The sequence below is a fragment of the Cellulosilyticum ruminicola JCM 14822 genome (assembly GCF_001311925.1).
Classification (GTDB): Bacteria; Bacillota; Clostridia; order Lachnospirales; family Cellulosilyticaceae; genus Cellulosilyticum; species Cellulosilyticum ruminicola.
Genome location: NZ_BBCG01000107.1, coordinates 1 through 5,765, shown reverse-complemented (window position 1 = coordinate 5,765; position 5,765 = coordinate 1). Strand labels below are relative to the sequence as shown.

The window sequence follows — 5,765 nt, the reverse complement described above, 5'->3', positions numbered from 1 at the left end:
TGAAGTGCTTCAAGTTCATTGCTCTTAAATACTCTAATGCCGGATTTCCTTTCAAGATTAGGGAATAAGCCTTCCTTATCATAATATCTTAATGTTGATACTGGTAGATTAAACATTTCAGAGACTTGTCCAATCGTATACATAAATGTGTCCTCCATATAAGATGTAAAGATATATTAACCTAAAGCTAAGTTTAGGTATTACAATGTATTATATGATTTAGAATATAAAAATGCAATGGGAATATGGAGATTATAAGGATTATGATGAATTTTGTTTTTAATAACCCAACAAAACTTTTATTTGGTACAGGAAAAATTGCAGAACTTCATAAGGAAGTTATGCAAGGAAAGAAAGCACTTCTTCTTATGTCTAATGGTAAATCAGTACATATGAATGGTTCTTATGATAAAACTGTAGAACAGTTAAAAATTGCAGGTGTATCTTACGTAGAGTTCGCTAAAATTATGGAAAATCCTTTAATGGAAGTTTGTGAAGAAGCGGGAGCATTTGCTAAGGAAAATGGCTGTGACTTTATCGTAGCACTTGGTGGAGGAGCCGTACTTGATTCATCAGTTGCCGTAGCTGTTATGGCGACAAATCCAGGGAAACTTTGGGACTATGTATATGGTGGAACTGGAAAAGCCCAACCACTTGCAAATAAACCACTTCCTATTATTACAATTGCCACATCATCAGGAACTGGTTCTGAAATGAATGAGTGGGGTGTAATTTGTAAAGAAGATACACATGAAAAGATTGGTTTTGGAAATGAAGCTTGTAAACCTGTTATAGCTGTTGTAGACCCTACATTCATGACAACAGTACCAGTTAAATATACAGCATTCCAAGGTTTTGATGCATTATTCCATAATACTGAAGTTATGATGTCTACATCACTTAATATATTATCAGAGGCAATTGCGCTTTCTGCTATTGAAAACATTGCAAAATATCTTCCAAGAGCAGTGGCAGATGGCAATGACCGTGAAGCGAGAGAACATGTGGCTTATGCCAGTACAATGGCAGGAATTACGATGCAGCTTACATCGACTACAGCGCAACATTCTATGGAACATGCCATGAGTGCATATCACAGAAATCTTCAACATGGTGCAGGGCTCATTATTATTTCTAAAGAGTTTGCACAGTGCTTCGTAGATCGTCATGCTTGTGATGATAGATTTATTAAGATGGCAAAAGCTATGGGGGTAGACAGTCCTACTTCTCCTCAAGACTTCGTAGATGCATTAGTTGCACTTCAAAAAGCATGTGGAGTAGATGACCTTAAAATGAGTGACTATGGCTTTAAAAAGGATGAATGTATGACACTTGCAATCAATGCTCGTGAAACTATGGGTGGTCTTTATCCTGCAAATCCATACGAAATGACAGATGAAGATGTAGCTGGTATTTTCGAAAGATCATATAAATAGATAGGGGACTAGTATTATGGCAAAGAAAGTATTAATTATCTCAACGAGCTTAAGAGGTGGCAGTAATTCTGAAATTCTTGCAAAGGAATGTGAAAGAGGGACAATTGAGGCAGAACTTGATGTAGAATATGTAAGCCTTAAAGGTAAAACAATACAGTATTGTATAGGCTGCCTTGTCTGTCAAAGTAAAGGTGCTTGTGTGCTTCAAGATGATGTGGCTGAAATTATGGATAAGGTAAAAAATGCAGAGTCTATCGTATTTGCAACACCTATTTATTATTATGAGATGTGTGGTCAAATGAAGACTCTACTAGAGCGTCTCAATCCGTTATATCAGGCAGATCATAAGTTTAGAAATATTTATATGATAGCAACAGCGGCAGAAGATGAGGAATCTACATTTGATAAGGCTTACAATGGGTTACAAGGCTGGGTAGACTGTTTTGAAAAAGCTAGTTTATTTGAAATAGTAACTGGCGGCGGCATTACAGATGCCAATGAAGCAGGAAAATATGCAGAGGTTATGAAAAAGGCATATGAACTAGGAAGAGGGCTAGCAAATATGTTTGTCCGTTAGGTGCTACTTATGGTATGTTTAACAAATATTCATTATATCAATTAAAGGTAGATGAAAATAAATGTGTTAAATGTGTAAAAGTATCTCCAAAACAAGCACTTAGTACAACCTTTCCCAAAAAAGATATAACTAAATAGTCCGTGAATATAAAAGAAGTAATTTTAAATTAAAAGTTAATAAATAAGTTTTTAATTGGAATACAAGTAAACGATTAATGGTGGTTACGAGATTAGACCCTTTTTGGGGTGTTTCGTAGCCACCATTTTTTATGTAGTTTGAAGTGCAATGCCTTGTGAACTGTCTGGGCTTACGCCTAATTCTAATGCAAGATTATTTAATTCTGCAGAATCTGGGTCTACGAGGAAAGCAACTTGATAATTATTTTTTTCAGACTGTGGAAGATTAAACATGTAGTAACGTTTGAGATTAGAAAAATCGCCACCGCTGAAGTAGCTGATTTCGTTGTCGATGCGTTCGATATCGTTATAAGTTTTGTTTAAGAAATCAGTTTTGCTTCTTAATTGGATGAAAGAGATATCTAATTCCCCAGTAGGGATACTAATGTTTTCTAATGTAACATCACAAACAACTATTTTTTTGCCTTCTTGATAACGGACGAAGTTATTCACATCTAGGTTAGCACTAGAAGGGGCGTCATATACTTTGGCATCATTAAGTGTAAAACGTACATCGCCATTATTTAATTTGACTGTTGCTTCTGGTGTAGTAAGTAATTCAGGTTTGCTAGAATGTGTTGTAAAGAAATAGAAACATGCACCTAATAGAAGGATTATAAAAAGAAGAAATATTTTTTTTCATGGGTAGTAGCTCCTTTGTATTTTAAGTTATTTTTCTAAGACAACTATTTTTTTCAATGGATATTTAAAAAAATTAATTTGAAACTGACGAGAAGTGAGTTCGCCGTATTTGTTATTGATTAAAGTATCTGTAACAGCCATTGGAAAAATATATTTGAAATCAGCGGCATTAGGATCAACCTCTGAATTGATTTTTTTGCTAAGGGGAGATTATATCCATTGCTATAAATACCTGATTGAATCGTTAAAGACTCACATAATTTAATGAAGCTTTTGTGGGTTGAATGAGAAATATCCATAGCAACTAATATTTTCATATCCTGAGTATTTGTTTTAAGACCAAATTGATTAATCTCATCATCTGTTAAGTCAAGCCTTTGGCATAAGTCCTTAGTTGAAATAAGCTCAAAGTCTGTTATGGTAGCTGTAAGGTCTTCGAATTCTATAGGTTCATTTAGCTTATAGTAATTCGAAGTAACCGAAGGATAAAGTGCATTAAGACGGTGAAAATTCATTAAGAATAACACGGTCAATAAACTTAAAATAGCTATAGTAATGAGGCCAAGGGTAAGTTTCTTTTTAGTTAGATTCATTTAGTCATGCTCCCCTCAATCATTTTGCCATCTCTTAAAGTAAGTGTTTCATCAGATATTTTATCAATCATTTCTTTATCATGACTTGCAACGATAACAATGCTGTTATTGGCTTTAGCTTGTTGTAAGAGGCCTTCGAGCATATTTAAACCGCTTTCATCTAACGCATTGGTTGGCTCATCTAATAATAAAATTTTAGGATTTTCCATAATGGCACAAGCGATGCCTAAACGTTGTTTCATGCCGAGTGAATACTTCTTGTATTTAAGATGCATTTTGTCACCTAGGCCAACACTTTCTAGGGCCTTAACGATATCCTCATCACTTATCAGTTGTTTGATGCCAGCGATTAATTTGAGATTTTGAAAACCATTATAAGCATCAATAAAGGAAGGGGATTCAATAAGGATTCCTACACTTTCTGGGAAAGATTTATTTTTATCAAGTGGCTTATCAGCAATGATAACTTGGCCCTGGGTAGGATGAAGTAAGCCGCATATTGTACGAATTAGCATTGTTTTACCAGAGCCATTTTTGCCGATTAAACCATATATTTTGCCTGATTCAAATGTATAGGAAACATTTTTTAAGACTTCACTTTTATGAATTGTTTTAGAAACATTTTTTAGTTCAACTTGCATGATGTCCTCCTTTTGTATTATCGAGATATGATATTTTTCCTTCGTATAATGTATGTACCTAATATAACGCAAAAGATGCTTAAGCTTATGTTATATAATAAACAGTTAAAAAGTGTGATGCTGCTATTTTCAAAGAAATATTGGTATCTTTGTAATATAAAGAAGTTACCTATAAAGATAGGGAGTGGGATATACAAAGCAATAATCAAATAACCGCCTATAAGTATATAACTGATGATTGGTCCGAAGCATAACTCAAGAAGTAGTTGCAAGGTTAATAGTGTCATGCTCGTAAGAATGGGACCAATAATTAATGCCATAATATGAGCCTGCGACGGTGCCCCTTCTAAAAAGTAGGTCATCATAAAGTTAGAGGGGTGTAATTGAAGATTATTGTTATATAAACAGATGGCAAGGGTCATTAAGAGCCAAGCGATAATCCAATACATGCATCCCGTTAAGATGCCCCATAATTGTTTGCAAAACCACCAAATACTTCGGTTAGGAGATCTGACAATACATTGTAAACCAATACCCGATAAATCTGTTGTGACATAGCCTAATAGAATAAAAGTGAGAGTGAATAAAGAAGTAAGCCAACGTAATGGCAGTTCAAATTCACTATTTGCACTAATAGGGAGTATGCCTTTAAAAATATATAAATATAAATCCAGCAAAGTAATTTGCCCTTTGTACTCAGCAGGTATCACTCTTATAAAGGAAACAATTAATAATAAAAAAATGAATATGTATAAGCCTATGCGTTTAATATTATTAGAAGTTCCATAATACAAATCATGTTTCAGAGTAAAAGTAAAAGCTTTATTATTTTTCATGGAAGAACTCCTTTCGGCTACATAATCTAAAGAGTAAAAACGTGAGTATTACAATAAAAACTGGTGCAACAATATAGCTTAATGGACTATTTGTCTTGATAGTAAAAAACAAACCATTGCCTACTTTTGAAGTACTTATAGCATAAGTGATGGCAAAGCAGATTAAACCATATAAGGCAGATGAACTAATCCATTTAAAGATTAACGCATATAAAAGTGTCACAAAAAATAAGTTAAAAGCTTCTAAGAAAAATAATAGATTGATGATGAAAAATTGATGCAAATACACATAGCCTAAAATATAAATGAAGAGTGTATAAATAATAGCAAAAAATAAAGCCAGGATTGCACCAGCTAACCATTCTTTATAGCATAATTTTTTGACATTTTTATGGGCAATTAATAAAGGATATGAAAAATCATATTTTATTAACTGAGAATAAAATAAAGATACCAAAATACTACATGAAAATAGAGCAACTGATGGTGATGTACTTAAGGCTTCTATTAAGAAATACTCTCTTGGAAGATCGGCTAATAGTAGATCACACTGACTATTGATAATCCCTAATAAAATAATGAACATGAGTATTAAGGTAACTATAAGTAACTTCATATGATGTTTCGTTAATTGAATATAAAGTTCTAAGTTAGCAAGTTTCATTGTTTAAACCTCGGTTTAGGAAGAGAATAAAACTTACTAAAAATAGAGCGATGGCTTCAAACATGATAACAAATCCACTTACATAAGAAAATTGTGCAGGGTTGATGATAAGAGAAGGTGTAAGGTTCATATTACAAATGCCGCTTAAAGCCATTAAAACAAAATTAACGGTAAATGGTGTAATTAAAACAATATAACGA

9 protein-coding genes are annotated in these 5,765 nt (G+C 33.4%); 2 read left to right on the top strand and 7 right to left on the bottom strand.

The annotated features are described in order from the left end of the window. On the bottom strand, positions 1 to 143 hold a 143-nt coding region (locus JCM14822_RS24670; protein WP_157047876.1), incomplete at its 3' end, for a MerR family DNA-binding transcriptional regulator. Positions 144 to 263: 120 nt separating this feature from the next. Here JCM14822_RS24670 and JCM14822_RS17655 point away from each other — a divergent pair. Together JCM14822_RS17655 and JCM14822_RS17650 are read left to right on the top strand one after the other, a co-directional pair. Continuing rightward, complete coding sequence (locus tag JCM14822_RS17655) at positions 264 to 1,436, top strand: iron-containing alcohol dehydrogenase (RefSeq protein WP_054743889.1); 1,173 nt, start codon at positions 264 to 266, stop codon at positions 1,434 to 1,436. Between the two features lie 16 nt (positions 1,437 to 1,452). Then, complete coding sequence (locus tag JCM14822_RS17650; RefSeq protein WP_054743887.1) at positions 1,453 to 2,013, top strand: flavodoxin family protein; 561 nt, start codon at positions 1,453 to 1,455, stop codon at positions 2,011 to 2,013. A gap of 266 nt (positions 2,014 to 2,279) precedes the next feature. Here JCM14822_RS17650 and JCM14822_RS17645 read toward each other — a convergent pair whose 3' ends face one another. The 6 genes from JCM14822_RS17645 to JCM14822_RS21305 form a co-directional block, all read right to left on the bottom strand. Next, on the bottom strand, positions 2,280 to 2,642 hold the full coding sequence (locus tag JCM14822_RS17645; protein ID WP_054743885.1) for a DUF5027 family lipoprotein: 363 nt from the start codon (positions 2,640 to 2,642) through the stop codon (positions 2,280 to 2,282). A 308-nt stretch (positions 2,643 to 2,950) separates the two neighbouring features. Further along, positions 2,951 to 3,424: a hypothetical protein gene (locus JCM14822_RS17640; RefSeq protein ID WP_054743883.1), complete on the bottom strand. Its 474-nt coding sequence runs from the start codon at positions 3,422 to 3,424 to the stop codon at positions 2,951 to 2,953. Then, on the bottom strand, positions 3,421 to 4,065 hold the full coding sequence (locus JCM14822_RS17635) for an ABC transporter ATP-binding protein (RefSeq protein WP_054743881.1): 645 nt from the start codon (positions 4,063 to 4,065) through the stop codon (positions 3,421 to 3,423). Before JCM14822_RS17635 ends, JCM14822_RS17640 begins: the two co-directional genes overlap by 4 nt. Before the next feature lie 17 nt (positions 4,066 to 4,082). Continuing rightward, the gene (locus tag JCM14822_RS17630; RefSeq protein WP_054743878.1) at positions 4,083 to 4,901 is read right to left on the bottom strand and encodes a hypothetical protein; all 819 of its coding nucleotides are present in this window, start codon (positions 4,899 to 4,901) and stop codon (positions 4,083 to 4,085) included. Then, positions 4,891 to 5,565, bottom strand: coding sequence for a hypothetical protein (locus tag JCM14822_RS17625; protein WP_054743876.1), 675 nt, complete (start codon positions 5,563 to 5,565; stop codon positions 4,891 to 4,893). Before JCM14822_RS17625 ends, JCM14822_RS17630 begins: the two co-directional genes overlap by 11 nt. Then, the coding region (locus tag JCM14822_RS21305; RefSeq protein WP_207643276.1) for a hypothetical protein at positions 5,552 to 5,765 on the bottom strand (214 nt) is incomplete at its 5' end. The genes JCM14822_RS17625 and JCM14822_RS21305, both read right to left, overlap by 14 nt.